Source organism: Pseudomonas sp. Z2-11, from assembly GCF_054161305.1.
On record NZ_CP096395.1, the window covers coordinates 3962464 to 3977198 of the forward strand.

Here is a 14735-nt window from a genome sequence, read left to right on the forward strand (position 1 = left end):
CCCTGCCCCCGGCCCGAATGAAGGAATAACACCATGGCACTTTCCCGCGAACAAATGGCTCAGCGCGTCGCCCGCGAAATGCAGGACGGCTACTACGTGAACCTCGGTATCGGCATCCCGACCCTGGTCGCCAACTACATTCCCGAAGGCATGGAAGTCATGCTGCAATCGGAAAACGGCTTGCTCGGCATGGGCGCGTTCCCCACCGAAGCCGAAGTCGATGCGGACATGATCAACGCCGGCAAACAGACGGTCACCGCGCGCATCGGCGCTTCGATCTTTTCTTCGGCCGAATCCTTCGCCATGATCCGTGGCGGCCACATCGACCTGACCGTACTCGGCGCGTTCGAAGTCGACGTCGAGGGCAACATCGCGTCGTGGATGATTCCCGGCAAGCTGGTCAAGGGCATGGGCGGCGCGATGGACCTGGTGGCCGGTGCCGAGAACATCATCGTCACCATGACCCATGCGTCCAAGGACGGTGAGTCGAAACTGCTGCCGCGCTGCAGCCTGCCGCTGACCGGCGCCGGTTGCATCAAGCGCGTACTGACTGACCTCGCCTACCTGGAAATCCAGGACGGCGCCTTTATTCTCAAGGAACGTGCCCCAGGCGTCAGCGTCGAGGAAATCGTCGCCAAGACCGCCGGCAAGCTGATCGTGCCGGACCACGTACCTGAAATGCAGTTCGCTGCCCAGTGAGGAGAGATTCGATGCAAGAAGTCGTGATTGTCGCCGCTACCCGTACCGCCATCGGCAGCTTCCAGGGCTCGCTGGCTGCCATTCCCGCGCCGGAACTTGGCGCCGCGGTGATCCGTCGCTTGCTGGAACAGACCGGTCTTTCCGGCGAGCAGGTCGATGAAGTGATCCTCGGCCAGGTATTGACTGCTGGTTCCGGACAGAACCCGGCGCGCCAGGCGTCGATCCTCGCCGGCCTGCCCCATGCCGTACCAGCACTGACCCTGAACAAGGTCTGCGGCTCGGGTCTCAAGGCGCTGCACCTGGGCGCCCAGGCGATTCGCTGCGGCGATGCCGAAGTCATCATCGCCGGCGGCATGGAGAACATGAGCCTGGCCCCGTACGTGTTGCCAGCGGCCCGCACCGGTTTGCGCATGGGTCACGCGAAGATGATCGACAGCATGATCACCGATGGCCTGTGGGACGCGTTCAACGATTACCACATGGGCATCACCGCCGAGAACCTGGTGGACAAATACGGCATCAGCCGCGAGGCGCAGGATGCTTTCGCCGCGGCGTCCCAACAGAAAGCCGTCGCCGCCATCGAAGGCGGTCGTTTCGCCGATGAGATCACGCCGATCCTGATTCCCCAGCGCAAGGGCGATCCGGTGGCCTTTGCTACTGACGAGCAGCCCCGCGCCGGTACTACCGCTGAATCCTTGGGCAAGCTCAAGCCGGCCTTCAAGAAAGACGGCAGCGTCACTGCGGGCAATGCGTCCTCGCTCAACGATGGCGCCGCCGCCGTGATCCTGATGAGCGCGGAAAAAGCCAAGGCGCTGGGCTTGCCGGTATTGGCAAAAATCAGTGCCTACGCCAACGCCGGTGTCGACCCGGCCATCATGGGCATCGGCCCGGTCTCGGCCACCCGTCGCTGCCTGGACAAGGCCGGCTGGTCGCTGGATCAACTTGACCTGATCGAAGCCAACGAAGCCTTCGCCGCCCAATCCCTGGCTGTCGCCAAGGAACTGCAATGGGATATGGACAAGGTCAACGTCAACGGCGGCGCCATTGCCCTGGGCCATCCGATCGGGGCATCGGGTTGCCGGGTGCTGGTGACGCTGTTGCATGAAATGATCAAGCGCGACGCCAGGAAAGGCCTCGCGACACTGTGCATCGGCGGTGGCCAGGGCGTGGCTCTCGCGCTGGAACGGGCGTAACCGGCAACAGGCAAAACGGTGGCTGCGCGGACCCACGATATCCGCGCGATCACTGGCAGCAGACCGGCGCAACTTTGGTTGCGCCGGTTTTTTTTGCCTGCACCGACCCCGTGGCGAGGGAGCTTGCTCCCGCTCGACTGCGCAGCAGTCGCAAAACCGGCTGACGCGATCAGACTGCGGGAATGCAAGGGGCCTGCTGCGCAGGCCAGCGGGAGCAAGCTCCCTCGCCACGGGGGATTCGCCATTGCGCCGAATTCGTCAGCGCCTGCAATCGAATGTGGGAGCGAGCCTGCTCGCGAAGGCGGTGGGTCAGTTTGCATTGATGTTGAATGTGCCGGCCTCTTCGCGAGCGGGCTCGCTCCCACACAGGTTCTCTGACAGCCGCGGAACTCGATAACACCCAAGATCCATGTGGGAGCGAGCCTGCTCGCGATGGCGACAGACCAGGCGACGCGGATCCTTCAGGTTCCTGCGCCAAACCGGTCGCGGCTGTTGGTCAGGTGCAGCCACATGGCGGCGCGGGCGGCGTCGGGGTCCTGGCGCTGGATGGCGTTGAAAATCGCCTCGTGCTCCAGGTTTGCAAACTGCGCCAGCTTGCCCAGGTCCGCCTGGCCGCGTTCGGCCATGTTCACCCGGGTGCGGGGGATCATCGCACTGCCCAGGTGCTGCATGATCTCGACAAAACAGCTGTTGTTCGTGGCCTCAGCAATCAACAAATGAAAACGCCGGTCAGCCTCGACGCAGCTGTCGTTGTTGTTGAGCAAGCGCTGATAATCATCCAGCGCCTGACGCATCTGCTGCAATTGCTCCTCACTGCGGCGCTGGGCCGCCAGCGCCGCGGCCTGGGTTTCCAGGCCCAGGCGCAATTCGAGAATCCCGCGCACGCCCGCAGCGGTATCGACGTTGAGCCTCAGCCCCTGCTCTCCCGTCTGCTCCAGCACAAAAGTGCCGATGCCATGGCGAGTCTCCACCAACCCCGAGGCCTGCAATTTGGAAATCGCCTCGCGCACCACCGTGCGGCTGACCCCATGCTCGCGCACGAAAGCACCCTCCGACGGCAGTTTCTCTCCAGGCTTCAACTGCCCCAGCAGGATGCTCTGGCTCAACTTCGCCACCAGGTCATGGGCCAGGTTGTGGGTGCGCTTGCGCAGAGGCGTTTGAGTGTCTTGCTGCATGTGCCACGGGTTCCTTGAAAACAGGCTCGTCGATCCTACCATCCGCCGCGTCGGAGTTGTTTGCGGATGCAGGCCAACTTGTATGACAACATCCAATATCACGCTGGCTTAATCCTGGAAAGCTCACCAGGCGTTTGGTGTCTCAACACATGACCAATCCGGCCACAACCTAATCATAGCCAACATACACAGTATAAGGATGGCCACATCCAATCCAATCGTGCTCAAAAACTGCTTGTCAGACAAAAAAATCAACTTGTATGATGTCTATCAACATCGGCACCTGCACGATGCCCCGCATAAAAATAAACAGTGGGAGAAAATCCAGTGAACTCATCCAGCCTCAAGGCAGATGCCGGCGCGGATCCGGTGCTGTCCTCGGCCATATCCAAGGTCAAGCGCCACATCCTGCCGCTGTTCGTCATCATGTTCATCGTCAACTACATCGACCGTGTGAATATCGGCTTCGTCCGTTCCCATATGGAGCACGACCTGGGCATCGGCGCAGCCGCCTATGGTTTTGGCGCCGGCCTGTTCTTCATCGGCTACGCGCTGTTCGAAGTCCCGTCCAACATCCTCCTGCAACGCATCGGCGCCCGTATCTGGCTGACACGCATCATGCTCACCTGGGGCCTGGTGGCGGCAGGCATGGCCTTCATCCAGAACGAAACCCACTTCTACATCCTGCGTTTCCTGCTGGGTGTGGCCGAAGCCGGTTTCTTTCCCGGCGTGATCTACTACTTCACGCGGTGGCTGCCCGGCGTCGAGCGCGGCAAGGCCATCGCGATTTTCCTCAGCGGCTCGGCGATCGCTTCGCTGATATCCGGCCCGCTGTCGGGGCTGCTTTTGCAGATCAACGGCATGGGCATGCATGGCTGGCAGTGGATGTACTTCATCGAGGGGATGTTTTCGGTCTGCCTCTGTGTGTTCGTCTGGTTCTGGCTGGACTCCAAGCCTCACGACGCCAAGTGGCTCAGTCGCGACGAGCAGGATGCGCTGGTCAAGGCCATCGACGATGAACAGGCGGCCCGTGAAGCGGCGACGCCGATCAAACTGTCGATCGGCCAATTGCTCAAGGACCGTCAGATCATCCTGTTCTGCCTGATCTATTTCTTTATCCAACTGACCATCTACGCGGCGACCTTCTGGCTGCCGAGCATTATCAAAAAGATGGGCGAGCTCAGCGACCTTCAGGTCGGCCTGTTCAATTCGATTCCCTGGTTGCTGTCGATCGTCGGCATGTACGCCTTCGCCTCGCTGTCGGCCAAATGGAAGTTCCAGCAGGCCTGGGTTGCCGCTGCCCTGTTGATCGCTGCGGCAGGCATGTTCATGTCCACCACCGGCGGGCCGATCTTCGCTTTCGTTGCGATCTGCTTCGCGGCCCTGGGTTTCAAGTCCGCCTCTTCGCTGTTCTGGCCGATCCCCCAGGCCTACCTGGACGCACGGATCGCCGCCGGTGTCATCGCGCTGATCAATTCGGTGGGCAACCTCGGCGGATTCGTCGCCCCGACTACTTTCGGCCTGCTTGAGCAGCACACCGGCTCGATCCAGGGCGGGCTCTATGGCCTGGCGGCCACGTCGATCATTGCCGCGATCATCGTGTTTGCCGCGCGCAATACGCCCAAGCCGAAAACCCTAAAGCCTTCCACCGACCCGGCTACCAGTCACGCCTGACCACAACAATAACTCAAGGATCCGTACACGATGACTACCCAAGAAACCAGCAAAGCCCCGATCATCACCAGCATGCAAGTAGTGCCCGTGGCTGGCCACGACGGCATGTTGCTCAACCTCAGCGGTGCCCATGGCCCGTTTTTCACCCGCAACATCGTGATTCTCAAGGACAACGCCGGGCATACTGGCGTGGGCGAAGTGCCCGGCGGTGAGCGCATTCGCCAGACACTCGAAGATGCTCGCTCACTGGTGGTCGGCAGCCCCATCGGCACCTACCAGAAAATCCTCAACAGCGTACGCCAGGCCTTTGCCGATCGTGACGCCGGCGGTCGCGGCCTGCAGACCTTCGACCTGCGTATCACCATCCACGCCGTCACCGGCCTGGAAGCTGCGTTGCTCGACCTGCTCGGCCAGCACCTGGATGTACCGGTCGCCGCCCTTCTCGGCGAAGGCCAGCAGCGCGATGAAGTGAAGATGCTCGGCTACCTGTTCTACGTCGGTGATCGCCAGCAGACCGACCTGCCCTACCGCAGCGAACCGCAGGCTGAAAATGACTGGTTCCGCGTACGCCACGAAAAAGCCCTGGATGCTGACGCGGTGGTACGTCTGGCCGAGGCGGCCCACGCGCACTATGGCTTCGAGGATTTCAAGCTCAAGGGCGGCGTGCTCAGGGGCGATGAAGAGATCGAAGCAGTGACGGCGTTGGCCGAGCGTTTCCCCCAGGCGCGCATCACCCTGGACCCGAACGGCGCCTGGTCACTCAAGGAGGCCATCCGCCTGTGCCGTGACCAGCACAAGGTGCTGGCCTATGCCGAAGACCCTTGCGGTGCCGAGAATGGTTATTCGGGTCGTGAAGTCATGGCTGAATTCCGTCGCGCCACAGGCCTCAAGACCGCCACCAACATGATTGCCACCGACTGGCGCGAAATGGGTCACGCGATTACGTTGCAGTCGGTCGACATTCCCTTGGCCGATCCACATTTCTGGACGATGCAGGGTTCGGTGCGGGTGGCGCAAATGTGCAATGAATGGGGCCTGACCTGGGGCTCCCACTCCAACAACCACTTCGATATTTCCCTGGCGATGTTCACCCACGTCGCGGCCGCCGCGCCGGGCGACATCACCGCCATAGACACTCACTGGATCTGGCAGGACGGCCAACGGCTGACCAAGGCGCCCTTGCAGATCCGCGGTGGCTGCGTGCAGGTGCCGAAGAAACCGGGGCTGGGGATCGAGCTGGACATGGACCAGTTGGCCAAGGCTCATGAGTTGTACAAAGGCATGGGACTTGGCGCGCGGGATGATTCGGTGGCGATGCAGTATCTGATCCCGGGCTGGACATTCAACAACAAGCAGCCGTGCCTGGTTCGCTGAGAAGTATAAAACCTTGTGGGAGCGAGCCTGCTCGCGATTGCGGTGGTTCAGTCACATCGATGTAGACTGACCCTCCGCTATCGCGAGCAGGCTCGCTCCCACAATGGCCCGGTGTAAATCTGGCTTGATTCCCACCGCTGTTCCCGTGGCGAGGGAGCTTGCTCCCGCTCGGTTGCGCAGCGACCGCAAAATCTTGGGGCCGCTGCGCCCGAAGCGTCGGACCGGCCCAGCGGGAGCAAGCTCCCTCGCCACGGTCATCACTGCGTTGATACCTCGGCGAGTAGTTATCCCTCCGGTCGCAGGATCAGCACCGCCAGCGGCGGCAGGTTCAGTTCCAGCGACAGCGCCTGGCCATGGCTGGGGATCGCCTCGGTGGAGGCACCGCCGCCGTTGCCATAGTTGGAACCGGCATAGGTGTCGGCATCGCTGTTGAGCAATTCCACCCAGCGTCCGCCAAACGGCACGCCGACCCGATACGCCTCGCGCGGCACCGGCGTGAAGTTGGCGACCACCAGTACCGGCCGGCCATCCTTGCTCCAGCGCAGCCATGCATAGACACTGTTGACCGCATCGTCACCAATCAGCCATTGGAAGCCTTGCGGCGCATCGTCCTGGTCGTGCAGCGCCGGTTCTTCGCGATAGAGCCGGTTCAGGTCGCTCACCAGCTTCTGCACGCCCCGGTGCTCGGGGTATTGCAGCAGATACCAGTCCAATTGCTGGTCATGGTTCCACTCGCGCCATTGGCCGAACTCGCAGCCCATGAACAACAGTTTCTTGCCAGGATGGCCCCACATGAAGCTCAGGTAGGCGCGCAGGTTGGCGAATTTCTGCCAGCGGTCACCAGGCATCTTGTCGATCAGCGAGCGTTTGCCGTGGACCACTTCGTCATGGGAAATCGGCAAGACAAAACGCTCGGACCAGGCGTAAACCAGGCCGAAGCTCAGTTCGTTGTGGTGATGAGCGCGGTACACCGGGTCCTGCTGGATGTAATGCAGCGAATCGTGCATCCAGCCCATGTTCCATTTGTAGGCGAAACCCAGGCCGCCCTGTTGCGTGCTCTGGCTGACACCCGGCCACGCCGTGGACTCCTCGGCAATCACCAGCGCGCCGGGCGTCTCCAGTGCAACCACGTCGTTGAGGTGGCGTAGGAAGTCGATGGCTTCCAGGTTCTCCCGTCCGCCGTGGCGGTTGGGTACCCACTCGCCGGCCTTGCGCGAATAGTCGCGATACAGCATCGAGGCCACCGCATCCACCCGCAGGCCGTCGACATGGAAATGCTTGAGCCAATGCAAGGCCGAGGCCAGCATGAACCCATGGACTTCGGTGCGCCCGAGGTTGTAGATCAGCGTGTCCCAATCCTGGTGGAAGCCTTCCAGCGGGTTGCCGTATTCATACAGCGCGGTCCCGTCGAACTGGGCCAAGCCGTGGGTATCGGTCGGGAAATGCGCCGGCACCCAATCGAGGATCACGCCGATATTGGCCTGGTGGCAGGCGTTGACGAACGCGGCGAAATCATCGGGCGAACCGAAACGCGCGGTTGGGGCAAATTGCGACAGCGGTTGATAGCCCCACGAGCCGCCAAACGGGTGTTCCATGATCGGCATCAGTTCGATGTGGGTGAAGCCCAGGTCCTTGACGTAGGGAATCAACCGCTCGGCCATTTCATGCCAGTTGTACTGCCGGGAAACCTCACCCGCCTCGTCGATTTCGCACTGCCAGGAACCGGCGTGCAACTCGTAGATCGACAGCGGCGCACCTGGTAGCTGACGCTCGCGTCGGCTTTGCATCCACTCGTCGTCTTGCCACTCGATTTTCAACGGCGCGGCGACCTTGGATGCCGTGTCCGGCGGCATCTGGGTGGCCAGGGCCACCGGGTCGGCCTTGAGCGGCAGGATACCGTGGGCGCCGAGGATTTCGTATTTGTAGCCTTCACCCGGACCGAGCCGCGGGATGAATATCTCCCACACGCCGGACGGATAACGGATGCGCATTGGATGCCGGCGCCCGTCCCAGACGTTGAAGTCCCCCACCACCGACACCCGACGCGCGTTCGGCGCCCAGACCGCGAAGCGCACACCGTCGACGCCATCGACCGTCTTCAGTTGCGCACCGAGGCACGCGCTGAGGTCGCGGTGATTGCCTTCGGCGAACAGGTAAAGATCCATCTCCCCCAGCAGCGGGCCGAAGCTGTAGGGGTCTTCGGCAACCTGCTCGCCGCCCGCCCAACGGGTGCGCAGCAGGTACGGCTGTGCGCGGTCGAAATGGCCGACGAACAGGCCCGGCGTTTCGGTGGCCTGCAATTCGCCCAGCTCCTCGCCGCCGTCACGGGCGAGCACATGCACGCTCAACGCACCGGGCAGGTACGCGCGGATAAATTGTCCGCCCGCCCCGTCGCCATGCGGGCCCAGGATCGAGAACGGATCTTGGTGTTCGGCGCGCACCAGCGCGTCGATGTCGTGGGGGGCCGGCAACAATGCCTCTTTGGCCTGCCCCTGGGTTTCCTTGTTCGAGACGCTCATGATTCTCTCCACTAAATCGGTCCGGCTAAATCGGAAAAGGGTTGCAGCCCACTCAACAGCCCGTACAGACCGTGCAACGGCACGGGCAGCCAGGCGGGGCGATTCTCGGCTTCATAAGCCACTTCATAGGCCGCCTTCTCCAGGCCGAACAACGCCAGCGCGGCGTCCTCGCCTTCAGCATCCTTCCATTCATGGGCAAGACTAGCTGCCGCTAGCCGATACGCCTCGACAAATGCCTGGCGGGCCTCAATCAAATAGCGGTCGGCAACCCGTTTGCGCGCCGCATCGGCGTCGGCCGTGGTGTCCACGGTGTGCAGTTGGACCGCCATCGCTGCCGCGTAATCGAAGGAACGCAGCACGCCGCTGACGTCCTTGTACGGGCTGTGCTTGCCACGCCGCTCATGCAACGGCCGCGCCGGCTCACCCTCGAAGTCGATCAGGTAGGCGTCGCCCTTGATCACCAGCACCTGCCCCAGGTGCAGGTCGCCATGCACGCGGATACGCAAGCCACCGGTGGCCTTGCCGGCCAGTTCCTGGACATGGGCGAGCACGGTTTTCCTGTGTTCCAGCAAGCGTGCGACCATGGCTTGGTCCGCCGGGTTCAATTGCCCCTGGTTCTGCTTGAGCAGACGCAAGGCGTTTTCCACCTGGGCGACAACGTCCTTGCCGATCGCCTGGGCCTCTTTGGCGCTGGTGGCCTGCGGCGCGAAGTCCGGGTTGTCGGTGGGCTGGGCAAGCACCTTGTGCATTTCCCCCAGACGCTGGCCGAGCATGCCGGCGAAGTCCTTCAGCTCGCCCAGGGCGTTGTAGTGCTGTTCCTGTTCGGACACCGCGTCCGCCAGTTCGTCGCGCAAGGCGCGCTCGAGGTTGTTCTGGGTCCATTCCCACGCATCACCCTGATTGCTCAGGTAACCCTGGGCGATCATCAGCAGCGCATCCTCGCCCCTCGCGTCGCGGCGAATCACCGAACCCAGCAGCGGCGAAATATTGCTGAAGCCGGCAGCGGTCAGGTAAGCACTCATCTCCAGTTCCGGATGCACGCCCGACGCCACCTTGCGGATGAGCTTGAGCACTAGGCTGCCGCCAACCACCACCGAACTGTTGGACTGCTCGGCGGACAGGTAGCGCACCTCCGGCTCGGCGCCAAGGTTCAGCGCCGCCAGGCCTGCGGTGGGTTCAAAACGCAACTCGCCATCGGCGCACGGCAATACCGTGTTGGCCTGGATGCCTTGCATCACGGCTCGCACGAAGCTCTCCAGGGTGAACGCATCGGTAATCAGCCCGACCTGACGCCCCCGGCGGACCCGCGATAAGGCCAGTTGCTGGGGCAGCGCCGGGCCCACCTGGTCCTCGGCCAACAGACCGAATGGCAGTTGATAGCGCAACGTCTGACCGGCGCTGGTCACGTCGATTTCGCTCAACAGCACAGGCCGTTGCGGATCACCGAAGCGCACGCCATAGACGATGTCGACTTTCTCGATGGCGCTGTCCTTGCCGGCGAACCAGCGACGGTTCTGCAGCCAGCTTGGCAGAATGCTCTGCTCCAACGTCGTGCGTGACGGCGCCTCAAGCAATTCTTCCAGGCGCTTTTTCAGTACCAGCGTGGTGAAGTCCGGCAGGCTCTGGGCAGGTTCCACATGCCAGCTCGGCATCTGGTTTTCCGCCGCCAGGGCGAACCAGTAGAAGCCGTACGGTGCCAGGGTCAGGAGGAAATTCAACTGGCCGATGGGCGGGAAGGCATTACCCCCGAGCATTTCCACCGGGACCATGCCGGCATAGGCCGACAGGTCCAGCTCCGCCGCCTGGGCGCTACGTGAAACGTTGGCGACGCAGAGAATGATTTCATGCTTGCCATCCGGGCCGGTGTACTCACGGGTGTAGGCAAGGATCCGGCGGTTGCTCGGCGACAGCATTTTCAGCGTGCCCCGGCCGAAAGCCTTGGACTGCTTGCGCACCGCGAGCATTCGACGGGTCCAGTTGAGCAGCGAATGCGGGTCGCCGGCCTGGGTCTCGACGTTCACCGAGAGGTAGCCGTACTGCGGATCCATGATCGGCGGCAGCACCAGACTCGCCGGGTCGGCGCGGGAGAAACCGCCGTTGCGGTCGATGGACCACTGCATCGGCGTGCGCACGCCGTCGCGGTCACCGAGGTAGATGTTGTCGCCCATGCCGATTTCATCGCCGTAGTACAAAGTCGGCGTACCGGGCATCGACAGCAGCAAACTGTTGAGCAGTTCCACACGGCGACGGTCGCGCTCCATCAGCGGCGCCAGGCGACGGCGAATGCCCAGGTTGATCCGCGCCCGGCGATCGGCCGCGTAGTAGTTCCACAGGTAGTCGCGCTCCTTGTCGGTGACCATTTCCAGGGTCAGCTCATCGTGGTTGCGCAAGAAAATCGCCCATTGGCAATTGGCCGGAATTTCCGGCGTCTGGCGCAGGATGTCGGTGATCGGGAAACGATCCTCCTGGGCCAGCGCCATGTACATGCGCGGCATCAACGGGAAGTGGAACGCCATGTGGCATTCGTCGCCATTGAGGCCTTGAGCGTCGACATCGCCAAAATACAGCTGGGTGTCTTCCGGCCACTGATTGGCCTCGGCCAGCAGCATGCGGTCGGGGTAATTGGCGTCGATCTCGGCGCGGATCAACTTGAGGACGTCATGAGTCTCGGGCAAATTTTCGTTGTTGGTGCCGTCGCGCTCGATCAGGTACGGAATCGCGTCCAGGCGCAGGCCATCGATGCCCATGTCGAGCCAGTAGCGCATCACCGACAGCACGGCCTTGATGACCTGCGGGTTGTCGAAGTTGAGGTCCGGCTGGTGGGAATAGAAGCGGTGCCAGAAGTACTGGCCGGCCACTGGATCCCAGGTCCAGTTGGACTTCTCGGTATCGAGGAAAATGATTCGCGTGCCGTCGTACTTGTGATCGTCATCCGACCAGACGTAGAAATCCCGCGCCTTCGAGCCCTTCTTGGCCTTGCGCGCGCGCTGGAACCAGGGATGCTGGTCCGAGGTGTGGTTGATGACCAGCTCGGTGATGACCCGCAGGTTGCGCTTGTGGGCCTCGGCAATGAAGCGCCGCGCATCGGCCATGGTGCCGTAGTCGGGGCTGACGCCACGGTACTCGGCGATGTCATAACCGTCATCGCGCCGGGGCGAAGGATAGAACGGCAGCAGCCAGATGGTGTTGACGCCCAGGTCGGCAATGTAGTCGAGCTTCTCGATCAGCCCAGGAAAGTCGCCGATCCCGTCGTTGTTGGAGTCGAAATAGGATTTGACGTGGACCTGATAGATGACCGCGTCCTTGTACCAGAGCGGGTCATTGATAAAGGTGGCAGACCGGGGTTTCTTGGCCATTTGCAACTCCTGAAAATTCGATAAAACCGCTGGACTGGCTGGCGATATCTACGTGGCGAGGGAGCTTGCTCCCGCTGGGCTGCGAAGCGGCCCCCTGAGATCACGACTGCTGCGCAGCCGAGCGGGAGCAAGCTCTCTCGCCACAAGAGCGATCACTGAAATCGCTTACACCTCACGCCACGCTGATCCGCCAGATCCCGAACGGCTGGTATGCCGGGTCGATCCGCATGAACTGGTACTTGCCGTACCAGGTCCAGCGGTGGCCGTTCATCAAATCCTCGCCCTGGGTCTGGGCATCGTCCGGCAGGCCCATTTCCCACAACGGCAATTCGAAATTGGCTTCCTGGACATTGCGCGGATCGAGGCTCACCGCCACCAGGATGAAGTTGCTGCCATCCGGCGTGCGCTTGCCGAAGTACAGGATGTTGTCGTTCCAGGCGTTGTAGATCTTCAGCCCCAGGTGCGTGTGCAGCGCCGGGTTCTGGCGGCGGATACGGTTGAGCTGAGCGATCTCGGCGATGATGTTGCCCGGCGCGGTGAAATCCCGTGGCCGAATCTCATACTTCTCCGAATCGAGGTATTCCTCCTTGCCTGGCACCGCTGCTGATTCGCAAAGCTCGAAGCCCGAATACATGCCCCACAGGCCCGACCCCATGGTCGCCAGCGCGGCGCGAATCAGAAAACCGGCGCGCCCCGACTCGTGGAGGAACGCCGGGTTGATATCCGGCGTATTGACGAAGAAATTCGGCCGGTAGCATTCGCGCAAAGGCGACTCATTGAGCTCAGTGAAATAGGTCGCCAGTTCGGCCTTGGTGTTGCGCCAGGTAAAATAGGTGTAGCTCTGGGAATAACCGACCTTGCCCAGCCGCGCCATCATCGCCGGTGTGGTGAAGGCTTCCGCCAGGAACATCACCTCTGGGTACTGCGCGCGCACATCGGCGATCAGCCACTGCCAGAACGGCAACGGCTTGGTGTGGGGATTGTCGACGCGGAATATCTTCACGCCCTCGTTGACCCAGCCCACCACGATGTCGCGCAGTTCGGTCCACAGGCTCGGTATCGCATCGGCGGCGTAGAAATCGACGTTGACGATGTCCTGGTATTTTTTCGGCGGGTTCTCCGCGTATTTGATCGTGCCGTCCGGCCGCCAGCTGAACCAGCCCGGATGCTGCTTGAGCCAGGGGTGGTCCTGGGAACACTGGATGGCGAAGTCGAGGGCGATTTCCAGGCCGTGATCGGCTGCGGCGGCCACCAGGCGGCGGAAATCCTCGCGAGTGCCCAACTGCGGGTGAATCGCCTCGTGCCCGCCCTCCTCGCTGCCAATGGCGTAAGGGCTGCCCGGATCGTCGGGGCCGGCGGTCAGGGAGTTGTTCGGACCTTTGCGGAAACTGCGCCCGATCGGGTGGATCGGCGGGAAGTACAGCACGTCGAAGCCCATGTCCTGGATCACCGCCAAGCGCGAATGCACGTCGTTGAATGTGCCGTGGCGGCTGGGATCATCGGTGATCGAGCGAGGGAACAACTCATACCAGCTGGCGAACTCGGCCCGTTCGCGTTCCACGTCAAGCGGATATTCAGGACTGACGCTCAGGTAAGGCCGATGGTCGGCCAGCGACATCAGGTCCGCACTGCGTGGTTCAAGGAACAGGGCGACCTGTTCTTCCGGTAACAGACTCGAAAGCTGCTGGTGCAACTCGGCCAGCTGTTCGCTCAATTCCCCATCGCTGCGCTCGGCAGCCTGTTGCACGTGATTGCGACCCTCCTGCAGCTCCAGGCTGATGGGGACCCCGGCGGCGAATTTTTTTTCCAGCTCGTAGCGGAAGCTGGCGAACTGATCAAACCAGGCCTCGATGCAAAACACGTAGCGGCCGACGGCCGGTAGGTTAAATTGACCGCGCCAGCTGTTGTTGCCCAGCTCGGTCATCACTTCGCTGTTCCAGATATCGTCTTCCAGCGCACGCCAGCGGATCCGCACAGCCAACTTATCGTGGCCATCGGCAAACACCTTGCTGGTCACCGTCACGTCCTGTCCCGCCAGGGCCTTGGCGGCAAACTGCCCGCCATCGATCACCGGCATGGTGTTTTCAATCGCAATACGTGGCAATAACAACGCCTGGGACAACGGCAGATGCGGGTTGTACGCCAGGTCATTTGGCTGTTCGGCAGTCATCGAGCATCGCTCCTTCTACGCCCCATGGACGCGCTTGTGGCGGTAAAGGCCCAATGGGTCCCTGATTTAACTCACTTAAGCTCCGAACCGGACCGGCGACCAAAAGTTCAGCACGATTTACTGGCCGGCACCGGGGAATCAAACCCGTCGGGCCATGGTCAACCAGACAAGCACGACTCAAGCCACATCCACCCCGGAGGCCCGATCGAATGACCATTCCCATCCCGGCCGAAACACCCGATCCGAACATCGACGACCCAATCCTGCCGCCACCCGGTCCGGATCCCGAGCCGATTCCAGAGAAAGACCCACCGCTGGACCCGCAACCGCCTCTGGGGGACCCGCCGAGCGAGGCGCCGCCGGAGCGGGTTTGACAAATTAGCTTAGCTATCCATCGGCGAGAGGCGAACGCCGCGTCAGCGAGCGCCCAACATGACCGTTCGTCGCCTCGCCTAATCAATCACGTAAAAAAATAATGTTTCACAAGTAAGAGTTTTCCTACCAGAAATCCAAGTAATAGACGCACAAATTAAATATCAAGAGTGTGCAATTGCTTGTATCTTCATAAAAAACCA

The 14735-nt window shown here is 61.9% G+C and carries 9 protein-coding genes; 5 read left to right on the plus strand and 4 right to left on the minus strand.

Annotation, left to right across the window (positions count from 1 at the left end; translation table 11 throughout):
• The first annotated feature begins 33 nt into the window (after positions 1-33).
• Both M1E16_RS17505 and M1E16_RS17510 read left to right on the plus strand, forming a co-directional pair.
• Complete coding sequence (locus M1E16_RS17505; RefSeq protein ID WP_003180355.1) at positions 34-699, plus strand: CoA transferase subunit B; 666 nt, start codon at positions 34-36, stop codon at positions 697-699.
• A gap of 11 nt (positions 700-710) precedes the next feature.
• On the plus strand, positions 711-1892 hold the full coding sequence (locus M1E16_RS17510) for an acetyl-CoA C-acetyltransferase (protein WP_458127986.1): 1182 nt from the start codon (positions 711-713) through the stop codon (positions 1890-1892).
• Positions 1893-2353: 461 nt separating this feature from the next.
• Here the strand turns inward: M1E16_RS17510 and M1E16_RS17515 are convergent, their stop codons facing one another.
• The gene (locus M1E16_RS17515) at positions 2354-3067 is read right to left on the minus strand and encodes a FadR/GntR family transcriptional regulator (RefSeq protein WP_458127987.1); all 714 of its coding nucleotides are present in this window, start codon (positions 3065-3067) and stop codon (positions 2354-2356) included.
• Between the two features lie 327 nt (positions 3068-3394).
• Here M1E16_RS17515 and M1E16_RS17520 point away from each other — a divergent pair, with 327 nt between their 5' ends.
• Together M1E16_RS17520 and gudD are read left to right on the plus strand one after the other, a co-directional pair.
• Positions 3395-4741, plus strand: a complete 1347-nt coding sequence (locus M1E16_RS17520; RefSeq protein ID WP_458127988.1) for an MFS transporter — start codon at positions 3395-3397, stop codon at positions 4739-4741.
• Between the two features lie 30 nt (positions 4742-4771).
• Positions 4772-6115: a glucarate dehydratase gene (gudD, locus tag M1E16_RS17525; RefSeq protein WP_434630078.1), complete on the plus strand. Its 1344-nt coding sequence runs from the start codon at positions 4772-4774 to the stop codon at positions 6113-6115.
• A gap of 284 nt (positions 6116-6399) precedes the next feature.
• On the opposite strand, the gene glgB is transcribed toward gudD, so the two are convergent.
• The 3 genes from glgB to M1E16_RS17540 form a co-directional block, all read right to left on the minus strand.
• Positions 6400-8634, minus strand: a complete 2235-nt coding sequence (gene glgB, locus M1E16_RS17530; RefSeq protein WP_458127989.1) for a 1,4-alpha-glucan branching protein GlgB — start codon at positions 8632-8634, stop codon at positions 6400-6402.
• 11 nt (positions 8635-8645) lie between these two features.
• On the minus strand, positions 8646-11990 hold the full coding sequence (treS, locus tag M1E16_RS17535) for a maltose alpha-D-glucosyltransferase (RefSeq protein ID WP_458127990.1): 3345 nt from the start codon (positions 11988-11990) through the stop codon (positions 8646-8648).
• Positions 11991-12162: 172 nt separating this feature from the next.
• Entirely contained in the window at positions 12163-14160 is a 1998-nt protein-coding gene (locus M1E16_RS17540) for an alpha-1,4-glucan--maltose-1-phosphate maltosyltransferase (protein WP_458127991.1), read from the minus strand.
• Positions 14161-14369: 209 nt separating this feature from the next.
• Between M1E16_RS17540 and M1E16_RS17545 the strand changes: the two genes are divergently transcribed.
• Entirely contained in the window at positions 14370-14534 is a 165-nt protein-coding gene (locus M1E16_RS17545) for a hypothetical protein (protein WP_434630070.1), read from the plus strand.
• The last annotated feature ends 201 nt before the right edge of the window (positions 14535-14735 follow it).

What these genes read in the sequence shown, in the direction of transcription:
- M1E16_RS17540 (WP_458127991.1), bottom strand. Translation starts at nt 14,160, where the DNA reads ATGACTGCCGAACAGCCAAATGACCTGGCGTACAACCCGCATCTGCCG.
- glgB (WP_458127989.1), bottom strand. Translation starts at nt 8,634, where the DNA reads ATGAGCGTCTCGAACAAGGAAACCCAGGGGCAGGCCAAAGAGGCATTG.
- M1E16_RS17515 (WP_458127987.1), bottom strand. Translation starts at nt 3,067, where the DNA reads ATGCAGCAAGACACTCAAACGCCTCTGCGCAAGCGCACCCACAACCTG.
- treS (WP_458127990.1), bottom strand. Translation starts at nt 11,990, where the DNA reads ATGGCCAAGAAACCCCGGTCTGCCACCTTTATCAATGACCCGCTCTGG.
- gudD (WP_434630078.1), top strand. Translation starts at nt 4,772, where the DNA reads ATGACTACCCAAGAAACCAGCAAAGCCCCGATCATCACCAGCATGCAA.
- M1E16_RS17545 (WP_434630070.1), top strand. Translation starts at nt 14,370, where the DNA reads ATGACCATTCCCATCCCGGCCGAAACACCCGATCCGAACATCGACGAC.
- M1E16_RS17505 (WP_003180355.1), top strand. Translation starts at nt 34, where the DNA reads ATGGCACTTTCCCGCGAACAAATGGCTCAGCGCGTCGCCCGCGAAATG.
- M1E16_RS17510 (WP_458127986.1), top strand. Translation starts at nt 711, where the DNA reads ATGCAAGAAGTCGTGATTGTCGCCGCTACCCGTACCGCCATCGGCAGC.